This is a genomic window from Paenarthrobacter nitroguajacolicus, assembly GCF_051027655.1.
Lineage (GTDB): Bacteria > Actinomycetota > Actinomycetes > Actinomycetales > Micrococcaceae > Arthrobacter > Arthrobacter nitroguajacolicus.
This window is the reverse complement of sequence record NZ_CP073234.1, coordinates 3,624,921-3,637,172: the sequence shown is the minus strand read 5'-3', so window position 1 is coordinate 3,637,172 and position 12,252 is coordinate 3,624,921. Positions and strand designations below refer to the sequence as shown.

Annotated in this window: 16 protein-coding genes and 1 pseudogene; 9 read left to right on the top strand and 8 right to left on the bottom strand. The window is 60.2% G+C overall.

Features of this window, described 5'->3' with window-relative positions:
* Positions 1–7: 7 nt before the first annotated feature.
* On the top strand, positions 8–451 hold the full coding sequence (locus KCX59_RS17160) for a hypothetical protein (protein WP_179019429.1): 444 nt from the start codon (positions 8–10) through the stop codon (positions 449–451).
* Positions 452–628: 177 nt separating this feature from the next.
* Here KCX59_RS17160 and KCX59_RS17155 read toward each other — a convergent pair whose 3' ends face one another.
* From KCX59_RS17155 to KCX59_RS17145, 3 genes are all read right to left on the bottom strand, one after another.
* Entirely contained in the window at positions 629–1,252 is a 624-nt protein-coding gene (locus tag KCX59_RS17155; RefSeq protein ID WP_179019431.1) for an ankyrin repeat domain-containing protein, read from the bottom strand.
* Between the two features lie 134 nt (positions 1,253–1,386).
* Positions 1,387–1,806 carry a hypothetical protein gene (locus KCX59_RS17150; RefSeq protein ID WP_179019433.1) on the bottom strand — a complete coding sequence of 140 codons (420 nt, stop codon included), beginning with the start codon at positions 1,804–1,806 and terminating at the stop codon, positions 1,387–1,389.
* A 190-nt stretch (positions 1,807–1,996) separates the two neighbouring features.
* Positions 1,997–3,025 carry a hypothetical protein gene (locus KCX59_RS17145; protein ID WP_179019435.1) on the bottom strand — a complete coding sequence of 343 codons (1,029 nt, stop codon included), beginning with the start codon at positions 3,023–3,025 and terminating at the stop codon, positions 1,997–1,999.
* 196 nt (positions 3,026–3,221) lie between these two features.
* Between KCX59_RS17145 and KCX59_RS17140 the strand changes: the two are divergent.
* A pseudogene (locus tag KCX59_RS17140) lies at positions 3,222–3,461 on the top strand (recombinase family protein); the annotation flags it as partial.
* 250 nt (positions 3,462–3,711) lie between these two features.
* Here the strand turns inward: KCX59_RS17140 and KCX59_RS17135 are convergent.
* The 3 genes from KCX59_RS17135 to KCX59_RS17125 form a co-directional block, all read right to left on the bottom strand.
* On the bottom strand, positions 3,712–4,704 hold the full coding sequence (locus KCX59_RS17135) for an FG-GAP repeat domain-containing protein (RefSeq protein ID WP_179019437.1): 993 nt from the start codon (positions 4,702–4,704) through the stop codon (positions 3,712–3,714).
* A gap of 107 nt (positions 4,705–4,811) precedes the next feature.
* The gene (locus tag KCX59_RS17130) at positions 4,812–5,249 is read right to left on the bottom strand and encodes a hypothetical protein (RefSeq protein WP_256871607.1); all 438 of its coding nucleotides are present in this window, start codon (positions 5,247–5,249) and stop codon (positions 4,812–4,814) included.
* Entirely contained in the window at positions 5,234–5,551 is a 318-nt protein-coding gene (locus KCX59_RS17125) for a hypothetical protein (RefSeq protein ID WP_256871608.1), read from the bottom strand. Before KCX59_RS17125 ends, KCX59_RS17130 begins: the two co-directional genes overlap by 16 nt.
* A gap of 145 nt (positions 5,552–5,696) precedes the next feature.
* Between KCX59_RS17125 and KCX59_RS17120 the strand changes: the two genes are divergently transcribed.
* The 5 genes from KCX59_RS17120 to KCX59_RS17100 all read left to right on the top strand — a co-directional run bounded on the left by KCX59_RS17120 (position 5,697) and on the right by KCX59_RS17100 (position 8,055).
* Positions 5,697–6,314: a hypothetical protein gene (locus KCX59_RS17120; RefSeq protein WP_179019438.1), complete on the top strand. Its 618-nt coding sequence runs from the start codon at positions 5,697–5,699 to the stop codon at positions 6,312–6,314.
* Between the two features lie 32 nt (positions 6,315–6,346).
* Positions 6,347–6,772 carry a hypothetical protein gene (locus KCX59_RS17115; protein WP_179019440.1) on the top strand — a complete coding sequence of 142 codons (426 nt, stop codon included), beginning with the start codon at positions 6,347–6,349 and terminating at the stop codon, positions 6,770–6,772.
* A 36-nt stretch (positions 6,773–6,808) separates the two neighbouring features.
* Complete coding sequence (locus KCX59_RS17110; protein ID WP_218649865.1) at positions 6,809–7,273, top strand: hypothetical protein; 465 nt, start codon at positions 6,809–6,811, stop codon at positions 7,271–7,273.
* Positions 7,270–7,632, top strand: coding sequence for a hypothetical protein (locus KCX59_RS17105; RefSeq protein WP_370629242.1), 363 nt, complete (start codon positions 7,270–7,272; stop codon positions 7,630–7,632). The genes KCX59_RS17110 and KCX59_RS17105 overlap by 4 nt, the downstream gene beginning before the upstream one ends.
* Before the next feature lie 63 nt (positions 7,633–7,695).
* Entirely contained in the window at positions 7,696–8,055 is a 360-nt protein-coding gene (locus tag KCX59_RS17100; RefSeq protein ID WP_178997540.1) for an iron chaperone, read from the top strand.
* Positions 8,056–8,065: 10 nt separating this feature from the next.
* Here KCX59_RS17100 and KCX59_RS17095 read toward each other — a convergent pair whose 3' ends face one another.
* The gene (locus tag KCX59_RS17095) at positions 8,066–9,814 is read right to left on the bottom strand and encodes an L-aspartate oxidase (RefSeq protein WP_179019442.1); all 1,749 of its coding nucleotides are present in this window, start codon (positions 9,812–9,814) and stop codon (positions 8,066–8,068) included.
* A 71-nt stretch (positions 9,815–9,885) separates the two neighbouring features.
* Here KCX59_RS17095 and KCX59_RS17090 point away from each other — a divergent pair, with 71 nt between their 5' ends.
* Complete coding sequence (locus KCX59_RS17090) at positions 9,886–10,887, top strand: LysR family transcriptional regulator (protein WP_256871609.1); 1,002 nt, start codon at positions 9,886–9,888, stop codon at positions 10,885–10,887.
* 105 nt (positions 10,888–10,992) lie between these two features.
* Entirely contained in the window at positions 10,993–11,610 is a 618-nt protein-coding gene (locus tag KCX59_RS17085) for a hypothetical protein (RefSeq protein ID WP_179019444.1), read from the top strand.
* 65 nt (positions 11,611–11,675) lie between these two features.
* Here KCX59_RS17085 and KCX59_RS17080 read toward each other — a convergent pair whose 3' ends face one another.
* Positions 11,676–12,158: a hypothetical protein gene (locus KCX59_RS17080; RefSeq protein ID WP_256871610.1), complete on the bottom strand. Its 483-nt coding sequence runs from the start codon at positions 12,156–12,158 to the stop codon at positions 11,676–11,678.
* Between the last annotated feature and the right edge of the window lie 94 nt (positions 12,159–12,252).

Genomic DNA, 12,252 nt, shown 5'->3' with positions numbered 1-12,252 from the left:
TGTGCCCATGACATCGGATCTTGACTGGACGCACTTCCATAGGGCCTTCGGGGACGACCCCGGCGTGCTCCCTGATGGCGAGGTACTCGGGAGTGCAGAACACGACTGGGATGCAGTGTTTGCGATGCTGCACCGCAGCGGCTGGCGAGTGACAACCAGTGATGGCCATTCACCTCTGCCGCCCAACAGACACGGTCTTGCCGAATTCGAGAGCTTTGCCGTGTGGCCCGTCGATGGAGCACGCGTCAACTTCTTTCCCGGTCCGGACGCTGTGATATTTGACTTCGACCTCCGGGAACTCGTCAACCAGGCAAGAGTAGACGGCATAGCCCACCTGATCAGGAAGCTCGGAACCACGCTTCATCGAGATGTTGTGATTAGAGACGAAGGTTCGAGCGGCGCGCCAGTCATTCGCTACACCACTGCCGCGGACCAGTTTTCACTGAGTTGAATGCGGGGCCACTCTCTTGCGAGGCCGGGGCCAGAGCAGACCTCTGGCCTGCCCGGTAGAGGATCCCTCACCGTGCCCGGTGAGGGATCCCCTTACCGGGCACCGATTTGGTTACCTCGTGCTAAGGCCAGGAGTTCTGTGATTTTGGCATCGACACAAGTATCCAGTCTGGGCACGTCATTTCCAGGCATCTATGAAGTCCGCGATTAAAGTGTTGCTCATTCGACGCGCATAGTCAGCCGCGGTCATGCCTACGAATTTTTCGTCAGTTCCGTCGTCCGTTATTCGAGGATCTGCTCCGGCCTGCAGAAGGACTCTTACGGTTTCCATCCCGTCCGAGGACTCCGCCGCCGTCATCAGAGCCGTTGCCCCGCGGGACTTGTCGTCGATGCGCGCTCCTGCATCAATGAGCAGCTGTGCGACTTCGGCATTTCCGTAGTCGGCTGCACGTAACAAGGGTGTTTGAAGCAGTCGGTATTCCCTGACGTTAGGGTCGGCTCCCGCGGCAAGGAGGCGACTGATTGTCTCGGTGTTCCCTGGGCCCGCGGCGTTGAGCAATGGCGTGAAACCGGAGTCGTCCATGACGTCGACCGGACACCCCGCTTCGAGCAGTACCCCAATGATCTCAGTATTGTTTAGCGATGCAGCGGCGTGCAGCGCGGACCATCCATCGGATTCGGCCGCAGCAGGGGAAACGCCTTGGGCAAGCAGTGAACAGACCTCGCCAAGGTCTCCAGTTCGGGAAGCGCGTACTAATGGCGGGAGACCTTCCAGAAATTCCACTTCATCAAGCTCGTCCACGCTGCACCTCCGCAGTTTCTACAAGGTCTAACCATGGCATTATGGGCCCAGTCACAGAGCCTACAATGCCACGAAGCGCCACTAAACCGATCCTCTAGCGGGACGCTGGTGCACTATTGGGAATTAGTGCGTTGTCACTGTCTCGTCGATTCGCTGGCGCTATTCTCTTCGTCGCAGTATGCAAGTGATAGGACATAGCCGTAGAGATAGTCGGTTTCGCCTCTGTCAAAGGGACCTGTGTACGAGAATGCGTACATGATCTGGCCAGTGCCGGTGTTGGCGACGCTTTCCTCATGAGCGGTATCACGCATCCATGAACCGGATGTGTCGGCTACCGGCTCCAGCGTTGCCTCGCCAGTCACGGGTACCAGGCCTTCGCGTGTCCGGGTCTGACGACAGCGCACGCTGCACACCTCAGCTACTTCTCCCGACACCCGACGCGAAGGTTGATCCACCGCATCGCCGTACGAATCGAACTGCCAATCGATGACCAGACGACCACCGAACAATCGCCAAACCCAATCCCGGTCAGCCGGATACACTGTCCAATCCACTGTGTCACCCACTCTAATGAGCAGGTGATCTTCCGCAAAGCCAGTCCGTAAGCCATACAAGCATGCGACCATCGTCGCAGACCCTGCATTCGGGATTAGGTGGACATGACACTGGCCACCCCTGACGTTCGCTAAGGGATCCCTTAACGGGCGCGTCCGCCACGAATTTATGTCACCGTCGGCACGGGATCTATTCAGCTATTTGCTGCAGCCAGTCCAAAGTTTCGTCGTTCACGTGCACACCCCTGCACTTCTGACTGCACATCTGAGCTGGGAACTGAGGGCCCACTCCAAGGAGGTCCAAGCCACGACGTGCAGCCTTGCGTGTAGCGTCCTGGTCGCCGATGGCTTGGGCCAAATGGATAACAGCCATGTTCCATCTGAAGTTGTTGACGGCAAAGGGGTCATCTGGCCCCTCGGCCCAGCGTTCGAGCAGCGCTGCTGCCTCTTCGAGGTCGGAGGTCTCGCCTCGGGTTATGAGGACTTGAGCAAGTTTGACTGCCTGCATGCCCGTTGTCATTTGGAGACTGTCTTTTGCCAGCAATCGACGGTAGTAGTGCGCGGACAACTCGGGGTTCTCTTTGGCGTAAATATCACCCAAGCCTTCCAGCGCAGCGTTATGGGACGACATGGCCACGAACTCGTCCGTGTCATCCAGCACCCGTAACCAAAGTTCGCTGGCACCCTTCAGCTCGCCCGCCATTTGGAGTCGGATCGCTTTGCTGTGCAGGTATCCGGAACCCGTGCCAGGGACGCTGCGGAGCTTTTCCTCGAACTCCGCCTTTGCCTCATCGCTCCAATCGGGCGAGTCATACCAGTCAGTGGAGGGCGCAGGCTTCCTGGGCTTCGGCCATACTTCGTCGGTCTGCAGATCCATAGCGAACCCGCTGACTGCTTTGGCCAATTTCTTGGCGAAGGCCTGAGCAGGAGGGACGCCCGACGCATCTCCGTCCCCTTCGATGAGAATGTCGTATCGATACTTGATGCCAAACACGACCATCTCGGCATACGTTTCGGGAGTGTCTTCGCCGCTATCTTCATACGGTCCTTCGACCGTGAAGCTGTAAATACGCTTGGGACCTCTAAACACGCGGAAACTCCAGGAAGAAGCGACGTCGGGGTCCAAGTCAGCGGTCAGGCCGCGGATGTTCGTGATACGCGTAGCTACATCTCCGCTTAGGAGTGCCTCGGAACCAAAAACTGCCAAGTCATAGGACATCGCTTCAGACTACCCGTGCACTCCATCCGTTCCGCTTGGCTAGACAGGGGGCGTCCGTAAGCCGGTCCTCCACCGGCCGCTGTGCAGTCCGATCTTGCGGGCGTCGAAATTCCCGCCGTTCCGGGTCCCCGGATTCCCGTAAGACCCGCCCGCGAAACTGCCCGGTGAAGGGGCCCTAAACGCTACACTCGGCGTCATGCTTTTTGGCTATGCCCGTGTCTGCACAAACACTCAAGATTTGACCGCCCATCGGGATGCGCTCGCGGCGGCCGGCGTGGATCCCGATGCTTTCCACGTGGATCACAGATTCACAGGCACCCAGCGGGAACGGCCCGGCCTTGGCAAAGCCCTGGCCGCATGCCGCAATGGAGACACCCTCGTGGTGACCAAGCTTGATCGCCTCGCCCGGTCCCTGCCCGACGCGAGGAATATCGCGGCCACCTATAGGCTCAAGCCATGACGACAAGGAAGCAGCAGCCCACCAAGGTGCAAGCGGTCTTTTTTGGTCTCCTAGCTCTGATGCTGCTTGCGAGCAGGGTCCTTTCGTTGTTTGAGGGTCATTCTCCAACAGTCCCTTTTTGGATCATTGTGGGGCTGAATCTCGTCCTCTTAGGCTTGTGCATTTGGTGGTTTGTCCGCGCTGCCAAGGTCCCCAAAAACACTCGCCGCGGCTCCAAAGACTTTTTCTAAAAGATCGCCGTCATGACGTTCCAGCCGTTGCCCACTTTCCTCGATGTGGGCCATGCGGATCCACCGCTGCCCTCGTAGAGGTACAAGTCGCCGATGGAGTCTCGTGCCAGGATGTCGTTCTTCCCATCCCCATTGAAGTCGCCTGGTCCAACAAGGGAGTTCATGGCATTCCAACCGGCGCCTGTCACGCTCTGTGGCAACCAGCCGCCGGTTCCGTCGCCAGGGTAGAGCCACAGGACACCCGAATTGTCGCGACCCACGACATCAGACGTGCCATCACTGTTGAAATCGCCGACACCGATGGCCTCCGAACCGAAGAACCAGCCGTATCCCGCCCACGCTGGGTCCAGCCAGCCGCCCTTGCCATTACCGCGCTCTATCCACATCCCGCCACGGTTAGAGACGGCTACGTCAACGAATCCGTCACCTTGGAAGTCGCCGATCCCTAGGCTATTAGTCTGGTTATTCCAGCCACCGGCTGCCAGCACACGTGGCATCCATCCCGCCGAGCCATTTCCGGGGTATAGCCACAAATCACCCAAGGGATAATCACGGGCCAGGATGTCCGCGTGACCGTCACCATTGAAATCCCCGGGGGCAATGATTGCCGTCATGATGTTCCAGCCGTTTCCTACCTGAATCCGGGGCAGCCAACCGCCTGAGCCGTTTCCGGGGTAGAGCCATAGGTCGCCGGCGCCGTCACGGGCCAGAATGTCAGGTTTGTGGTCCCCATTGAAGTCGTTCTTGACGGCGCTCGATGCTGTGCCGAGATTTGAGTGTGCCGCATCCTTGATTTCGCTGGCCTCGGCGGGTGGACCCGAAGTTCCCAGCAACAGTGCCAGCAAGATTGCGACGGCGACCGTCCCCGCCGCACCCAGCCGTCGTCGTTCATTGAAGGCCTGAAACCCACGCAAAGCACCCACTACAACCTCCCCCAAAAAGTGTGTGACGCGGTAGCGCGTCGTGGAACGGGAGTCTACAACTGTCACATCCGGAAAGGGAGACTCTCCCGGTAACCATGACCGGGCGATGCCCTGAAGGCGCAATGAGCACAACTGCCGCCAGGTCGTCCAGTTTCCGCGGTGGCAGCAGTTGGTCATTTGGTGGACTTAAAGACGATCGAGTCGAAGACGGCGCGTGCCTCTCTCGTCAATTCTGGATTGATCGATTCGTGGAACGTGGTGAAGCCGACGACAGCGCGTTCGCCGTTCAGGTTGACCACTCGGTACGTTTCCCGCTCAGCGACGCTTGAGTACCAGCGGGTGTATATGGGCGAGAACTCTGAGCGGACACAGATCTTGTCTTCGTCGCAGCCTTTGATGTCTGCGATGCCTTCGACGGAGTGGTCGAATTCGAAGCCGCGGTAGTCGCCCACCACGACCTCGACCGGAGGGGTGCTCGCCGTTGACGTTTGCGCCGTCATTGCGTCGACGAGGTCCTTAGCCGACGGATCGATCTCGACGAGCGCGCCCTGCCACGCGCATGCGTCCGTCGGTACGTAGTTCGAAGGCCAGAAAGTCAGGTAGACGGCCATGTCACCCGGTGATCCGGGTCGTCCTTTCCAAGGCCGTCTTCTTCGGCCATCCAGCCGTCCGGGACGGTGATCTCGAAAGGTTCCTTGAAACTGGTGGCGAGGTATGTGCCGGCGTCGATGACGCCGCTCTCCGGCAGCGGCGGGACCGCGGAAGTCACCGAAGTCGGAGGGCTGGAGGACGGGGAGATTTCGTCGGGCTTAGACTCGCACCCGCTGAGACATCCAAGCAGGAGGATAGCCACCAAAAGCAAGAGATGGTGCGACCGCTGAGCGGCCTTTTCGAGGGGCGTCAAGGAGCTCATCGTTCCACCAAGCCGCTACAGGATAGGGGGGTAACCGATGCTCTACGGTCGGCGCAATGGGCACAACTGCCCTCACGGGAAGTTCACTGGTCACCCCTGCGGGTGATTTACTGACGTGACCGTCACATACTTCAGGGGGACAGGTATGAAAGGCTTGGCTGCCACTTTTTTGCTCACGTCGTTGGTGCTAACGGGCTGTACGGCAGCTGTCCCTAACGGCTCCGCGACGGCGTCAACGGCGCCTTCCGCACTAACTGGCGCGAAGACCTACGCAAGGTTGGACTCGGCGGGCATCGAGCAGATCAAGAAGTCGAGGATGGCAATTTTCGACATGACGTCCGGCGTGCTCACAAAGGAGAGCGTCGGCCTCGAACACGGCACCAGCCAAGCTCCGGATGTCCTGATTTCTGATGGTCTGATGGACTTGAATATCGAAGCGCCGACGGGACTGATCAGCGCTAAGACTGATCGGCTCAGGCTCAATGGCATGAATAACAGGTCCGACTTCCGCGAAATCACGTACTTCCTTAAGGTCGAATCGTTCGAGGACTTCGCAGCCCTGATCCGCGACGGCGTGGACCGGTACGGAATTCCCAGCGAGTCAGCAGAGGGCTGGATCGAATCGATGTCCAGCCGGCCAGAGGATGAAGGTGACTTTTCCTTGGCTCCGGGCACCTCAACAGGCCTCCGGGTCTCGTACGACCTCCGATATGACGGTTCAAAGGATGTGCAAGTCATTATTGTGCACGTTCACCCCGCCTAAACCCTGCACCAGCCCTCCGTAGGAAGAGCACCGTGGAACCTCACAACCCGTACTCCCCGAATTATTTCCCGAGTCAGCCCGGACAGGTCCAACCTCCGCCGTTGCCCGCGTGGGCCAGGACATTTCGGACGATTCTGCTGATCCTGGCAGGTCTTCTGGTGCTCCTGCTGCTGCTTCTTTTCGGCGCAGGTACGTCCGGATCGGCCGATATGTACAGCGAAGGCGGGCTGAGCGTTTTACAGGCCACCATCTGGCTAGGTTTGGGGACAGTTTTGCTGGCGTTCCCTTACGTGATCGCCAGCATCATCTACGCTGCTCTATGGGCCGGCAAGCTGCGCGGGAGAGGTTACCGCCGGCACCCGGGGACGACCTGGATCCTGATTGCCGGCCCAATTGTTTCTGCGTTACCTATATTGGGCCTAATAGGGCTGATCACTGCCGACCCCAGCACGTTGTGAACCTCTGACCAGCTGACTGAAAAGAAAGAACGGCCCATGATTTCCGACCGTGAGCGGCGCAATGATGCCGTGTACGCAGAGCACAAGGCTGCAGTGGCCGCCGGGGAAAAACGCGTACTCCGCAACACCAGTACCGGCGAACTGCACAGCTACCCGGCAGACGAAATTGGCTTTACTCCAGGCAGTGGGCAGGCACAGGTCAGCACATGGTGGGGGATGGGAATTCTCGCGGTCGTTGCCGCGATACTCACGGTCTTTTCGGTGGTGCTGTTGCTGGCGCCGCTGGGACAGGGGCAAAGCCCTATGTGGGGCGCGCTGTTTCTGACTGCGGCGGCGGAGCCTTCACCTTCTATGCAGTCACGCTGTCGCGCCAAGAATACCGGGCGACGCAGCTCCGTAAGTTGCGGGGTTCACCGAAACCAAACTCGACTGGCAGGGCAGACTATTGGGAGCCAGCTCAGCAGCGACCTAAGCCGCCAACTGATGCTAAGAGCAGTGTGAAATCCCTGGACGACTACATCTACGACATTCATAACCGACCATCAAACCGAGAACTCCGTTTTTGGATCGGTTTTCAAGTGGTCGTCGTGGGCGCACTTGGCTATGTGATCCCGCTATTCAGCCTGCACTGGCTTGGCCTTCGGCAATGGGCGCTCGTCTTTATTCCATTGCTATGCGCTGCGGCGTTGGTCTGGTGGCTCCTTCGCTCCCTGAAACGCCGAGGTGTGAAGACCAAAGCCCTGTACCGGGCTTACGGCGGCGACCCCGCCGGCACCAGTGACCTTCTGTTCGGCCAAGTGACATACAAGATCACGCCGGATGGCCGCTGGAGCTGGCCAACGTCAAGCTCGGGGGACTAAAGCCTGGAGGGCCCCAATGAGGAGCTGTAATAGGATCGCCTTGCGGCGAACAGGGGAGTCCACATGGCAGCGGAATCGATTAGCGAGTACATAGAACAGTACGACGGCGATGTGCGGCAACGGCTGCTGGCGGTGTACGAACTGATCCGGTCAGCCGTGCCCGAGGAAGCTGAAGAGTCGATCAGTTGGCGTATGCCCACCTTCAAACTCGGAACCGAGCCGTTGTTCTTCTTCACCGCAACAAAGAAGCACATTGGGTTCTATCCGACTCCGGACGCAATCGCGCATTTCTCGGCGCAGCTGAACGAATACGGAACCACCGATCACCTCGTCCAGCTGCGCCACAACGCCCCGCTGCCCACCGAGCTTATTAGTGAGATCATCGCGTGGCGGCTGGAGCAGCTTCCTTCAGGCACGGCCTAAGCCGCCTGATTTACTCCACAAGCTTTCCGGCGACCGAGTCCTCGGCATGGGCCTCAGCCAAGGCCCGGAAGGAGTCTGGAGCCGGGGCCAACGTTTCGAAGCTGACACCTTCACCTGGTGACCAGACGAAGTTTCCCTGCAGTGCCGGATCCAGCGTTGGGTAGTCGGCCCGGTTGTGTGCTCCGCGGGTTTCGCGGCGCTCAAGAGCACACTCCAGGGTGGCTCGTGCAGCGAGGAGGGAACCTAGAAGGTCGTAGGCGTGGGCCAGGTCGTCGAACCCCGCAATGTCCGGGTGCGCTGTAACGAACTGCGCACGTCCCTCCAGATCATCCAGCTTCCCTAGTCCCGCCTGCAGCCCCTGTTCGGTGCGCACTACGCCGGCGTGCTCGGTCATCAGATTCCGCAGTTCACGCTGTAGCCGACGCGCTGACTCCGTACCCTTCCCGTTCAGCAGGCTTTGCATTTCGTTGCGGGCAAGACCGACTGCTGCCGGATCCCGATGCACCTCGGTGAGCGAACATACGTAGTCGGCCACATGCTCGCCGGTGATACGCCCGTAGACGAGCAGCTCAATCAGGGAGTTTCCTCCGAGGCGATTGGCTCCGTGCAGCCCCGAGGATGCCTCGCCGATGGCATAGAGTCCGTTCACTCCCGTTCCGTGGTCCTCCGGGGCAACCCAGACTCCGCCCATCGAGTAGTGAGCGGTAGGCGCGATCTCCATCTTGGTAGTGGTGATGTCCAGCATCTGGAGGTCAATCAGGGTGCGATAAACCCTGGGCAGCTTTTCCATGATGGTCTCTCGAGGCAGGTGGGAGACGTCCAGGTAAACTCCGCCCTTCGCAGTCCCACGGCCCTCGGCGACCTCGGTGAATCCGGCCAGGGCCACGCGGTCCCGGGTGGAGAGTTCCATACGCTCGGGGTCGTAACGTTCCATGAAGCGCTCGCCGAGTGCGTTGGTGAGGATGCCGCCTTCTCCGCGTGCCGCTTCGGACACCAAGGTGCCTGCGGCGTCGTCGGGCTCAAGCAGGCCGGAGGGGTGGAACTGGACCAACTCGGCGTCGCGGATCCGGGCACCGGCCAGGGCAGCCAGTCGGAAAGAGTCGCCGGTGTTCTCATCGCGTCGTGAGGATGTGTGGCGCCAGATGCGCGTATGGCCACCGGCGGCGAGGATGACCGCGTCGGCGTGGATTTGGACGGGGGTGCCATCCACTATGTCGAATCCATAGGCCCCGAAAATGGTGCCGTCGGACACTAGTAGCCGGGTGATGTACACGGTGTCGATGATGGGGACGTTCAACTCTGCCGCGCGGCGCATGAGCGTGCGCTGGATCTCCAGCCCGGTGTAATCCCCGGCGTAGGCGGTGCGGCGATATTTGTGAGCGCCGAAGAAGCGCTGGGAGATGCGCCCGTCTTCCTCGCGTGCGAACGGCATGCCCCACTGTTCAAGGTCCTCGATACCGCGGGCCGCGTTCCGGGCTACGGTTTCCACAATGGTCGGGTCCGCCAGGAAGTACGACTCACGCAAGGTGTCTGCGGCGTGCTGTTCCCAGCTGTCTTCCGGGTCCATGGTGCCCAGGGCAGCGTTGATGCCACCGGCGGCCAGGCTCGTGTGCGCATCATGCTTTCTGCGCTTACCCACAGCGAGCACTTGGACGCCTCTCTGGGCCAGTTCAATGGAGGCGCGCAACCCGGCGCCGCCGGTGCCGATGACCAGCACCGAAGTGGACAGGAGACGTTCTGGAGCTGAAGAGAGGTTCATATCAGCAACGGTAGGCCGCATGTCGCAATGTCTCCAATGAATTATTTGCCTCATCCTGATGCGTTTATGCTATGACCATGAAGCTGGACCAGTTGCGTTCCTTTGAGATGGTGGCTCGAGTAGGCCATTTCACACGCGCCGCCGAGGAACTGTATCTCGCCCAACCGTCATTGAGCCGGCAGATCGCAGCACTTGAGGCTCATCTCGGTACGGAGCTCTTTCACCGTCGGCCTTCAGGGGTGACACTGACAAACGCGGGGGAGTTGCTCCTGCCCATCGCACGGCGCATGCTCGGCGATGCACAGGCCGCCCATGACCAGATCCAGGAACTCGCAGGCTTGCGCCGCGGTCGCGTTCGCCTCGGCGCCCCACCTACTTTGTGCGTCTCGCTGGTAGCCGATGTTCTGGCCGCATTCCGCAGCGCTTATCCCGGAGTGGAGTTGCACATCACTGAGGGCGGTTCGCGATTTCTGGTTGAGGCCCTCAACGAAAGCACGCTGGATCTGGCCTTGGTGGTCACGCGTGGAACCGACCCTTCCGTGCCGGGCACTGAGCTGGTCCCGCTGCTATCCGAGGAGCTGGTGGTCATATCCGCTGCGAAATCAGGGTCACCGGAAGAATTCACGCTCGAGGAACTTGCTCGCGTACCGCAGGTGGCGTTCAACCGCAGTTATGAGCTGCGCGTGGCCACCGATGCTGCGTTCTCCGCCGCCGGCCTGGAACCCTTGATTGCCGTCGAGGGTGGGGAGATGGACGCCGTGCTTCGGTTCGTGGAACGCGGCTTGGGTGTTGCAGTGGTGCCGGCCATGGTGGTCATCGACCGGCCCGGACTACAGAGCGCACGTTTAGTGCGTCCCTCCCTGACGCGAACCGTCAACCTGGCCCGCCGCAACGACGTCGGACCTTCAGCGGCCGCCGCCGCGATGCAGCAGTTCATCTTCGACACCGTGGACCGGCTCGCAGCACCGGGCACCGAGCTGTCGCGGCTGGTCACGGCAGCACCAGAACTGACCGACATCAAAACGCCGACGACGGCGGCCGGCTGGCTTCAGCGCGCACGACGACACCGGTAGTTGAACGAAGCTAGACTGTGCGGATCAGGACGGATTGGGGGATTCCGTGCGAGCTGTTGTCGCCGTTCCGCTGGTCGGTCGCAGGCAGCGAACTGAGGACACGGCATGAACTTCTTCGAGGACTTTCCTAAGCCTGAACACGTTGAACAGGCCAAGAACGTGAAGTTCGTTCCGCCTCCATGGGTCGGCCCGCCGCAGGATGAGCTCCCCACGGTGATGCACGTCGGGCAGTTTCTGCACCGCAGTCCCAACCTGGTTATGCTCGTCAAGAGCGCCGAGATTTACACCACGGGCTGTTCGTTCGACCTTGCGTGGATTATTCGTCGTGTGGACGAGAGCGACGAGGAATGGACCATGCTTCATGCGTCGGTTTTCCAGCACGGTCCCGGGATGGGACCCACCAGCGAGGACCGGCAGTTGCTGTTAGGTGTCCAGCTCCCGGATGGCGGCAGTGCGAGGACGGGCATCTTTGCACGGGCTAGTTTCTTGAATCTTAAGGATCAACCCGAAGCGCCAACTCTGGCGTTCCGTGGGGGCGGTGGCAGCGGCAACGACGACGAGGTATCAGCATCAGGAAACCTCTGGCTGTGGCCGCTGCCCGCTGACGGAGACATCCGGCTGCTGGCGCAGTGGAAAGGGCTCGGCGTCGAGGAGTGCTCCATCATGATCGATGGGAGCCACTTATCGGCTGCCGCGGCCAGCGTGCAAAGCCTCTGGCAGTAGCGCGCAGCTAGAAATAACGCGTACGACGGCGTTGCTGCCGCCACCTCAAGTGGTGATCGGTCGGATCAGGCGAGCAGTCTCGGCTGTCCTTCGGAATCCCGCCCCAGCCGTGCAAAGAGCATCAACACCAGCGCGGTTCCGGATAAAACTCCGTCTGCGATGCCCGCTGGAAGGAGGAAGATCATCAATGCGAGGGTGACAGCGCAATTGATCAGCGAAAGTCCGAGGCCCCAGAGGCGGTTACGCAGCAAGCCGATAGCGCCAAGAACACGGAGGGCAGCAAAAATGCCGCTCATGGCCATCATGAAGTACAGGTTTTCCTGCAAGTACGGCAGGGCGAAAACATCGGCTCGTTCAGAAATGACTTCCTGAGGGACGCCGATGGCGAGCAGGACAATCAGCCCGACGAATACGAGCCCTTCCATAAGAATGCCCTGTGCCAGAAGTAGCGTGCCCGCCCACCGGTACTGCCGCCGTCGAGTTTGAAGAGCCTTCACGCTGTGCTGATCGTTGACGATTCCGGAAAGAAGTGAATTGGCCCCAGACATGGCTCCATAGTTGCACGGGTAAGCACCACTCCGGTTGTCGAGTATCCCTAGATGAATCTGAATGACCAATCCCTGCCCCCGGCCGCTCCGAACC

Excerpts from the sequence above, each read along its gene's own strand:
- KCX59_RS17100 (WP_178997540.1), top strand. The coding sequence starts at position 7,696 with ATGGCAGCGGAATCGATTAGCGAGTACATAGAACAGTACGACGGCGAT.
- KCX59_RS17120 (WP_179019438.1), top strand. The coding sequence starts at position 5,697 with ATGAAAGGCTTGGCTGCCACTTTTTTGCTCACGTCGTTGGTGCTAACG.
- KCX59_RS17095 (WP_179019442.1), bottom strand. The coding sequence starts at position 9,814 with ATGAACCTCTCTTCAGCTCCAGAACGTCTCCTGTCCACTTCGGTGCTG.
- KCX59_RS17090 (WP_256871609.1), top strand. The coding sequence starts at position 9,886 with ATGACCATGAAGCTGGACCAGTTGCGTTCCTTTGAGATGGTGGCTCGA.
- KCX59_RS17080 (WP_256871610.1), bottom strand. The coding sequence starts at position 12,158 with ATGTCTGGGGCCAATTCACTTCTTTCCGGAATCGTCAACGATCAGCAC.
- KCX59_RS17125 (WP_256871608.1), bottom strand. The coding sequence starts at position 5,551 with ATGAGCTCCTTGACGCCCCTCGAAAAGGCCGCTCAGCGGTCGCACCAT.
- KCX59_RS17110 (WP_218649865.1), top strand. The coding sequence starts at position 6,809 with ATGATTTCCGACCGTGAGCGGCGCAATGATGCCGTGTACGCAGAGCAC.
- KCX59_RS17145 (WP_179019435.1), bottom strand. The coding sequence starts at position 3,025 with ATGTCCTATGACTTGGCAGTTTTTGGTTCCGAGGCACTCCTAAGCGGA.
- KCX59_RS17160 (WP_179019429.1), top strand. The coding sequence starts at position 8 with ATGACATCGGATCTTGACTGGACGCACTTCCATAGGGCCTTCGGGGAC.
- KCX59_RS17085 (WP_179019444.1), top strand. The coding sequence starts at position 10,993 with ATGAACTTCTTCGAGGACTTTCCTAAGCCTGAACACGTTGAACAGGCC.
- KCX59_RS17130 (WP_256871607.1), bottom strand. The coding sequence starts at position 5,249 with ATGGCCGTCTACCTGACTTTCTGGCCTTCGAACTACGTACCGACGGAC.